1 protein-coding gene is annotated in these 378 nt (G+C 65.1%); it reads right to left on the bottom strand.

The features are described 5' to 3' along the window. Positions 1-107: 107 nt before the first annotated feature. The coding region (locus G6020_RS17305; protein WP_241732776.1) for a transposase at positions 108-378 on the bottom strand (271 nt) is incomplete at its 5' end.

Here is a 378-nt window from a genome sequence, read left to right as displayed (position 1 = left end):
CGCGCAGGCGGGGCTGTTCCCTCGCAGCAGGTGTTCTACAACTCCGGCGGCGGGTCGGGTCAAGCCCCTGGTAGTGGTGTAACTGGTTTTTGATCCTTCGTTGGTGGTCAGGCGGGTAGTTGCATCAGTGGATCGGTGGTCACCTCCGTCGTCGAGTTGGTGTCGGTGTCGGTGGTCAGTGTGAGTCGGCAGCGGCTCAGGACTTCGAGTCCGAGGTAGCGGCGTCCTTCGGCCCATTCGTCGGTCTGCTCGGCCAGGACTGCGCCGATGAGGCGGACGATGGCGTCGCGGTTGGGGAAGATCCCCACGACGTCGGTGCGGCGGCGGATCTCCCGGTTGAGGCGCTCGGTCGGGTTGTTGGACCAGATCTGTCGCCAG

It is taken from the genome of Dietzia sp. B19 (genome assembly GCF_014145155.1).
Lineage (GTDB): Bacteria > Actinomycetota > Actinomycetes > Mycobacteriales > Mycobacteriaceae > Dietzia > Dietzia natronolimnaea.
Note: the sequence above shows the minus strand (reverse complement) of the source record. Positions and strands in the feature narration are given on the sequence as shown.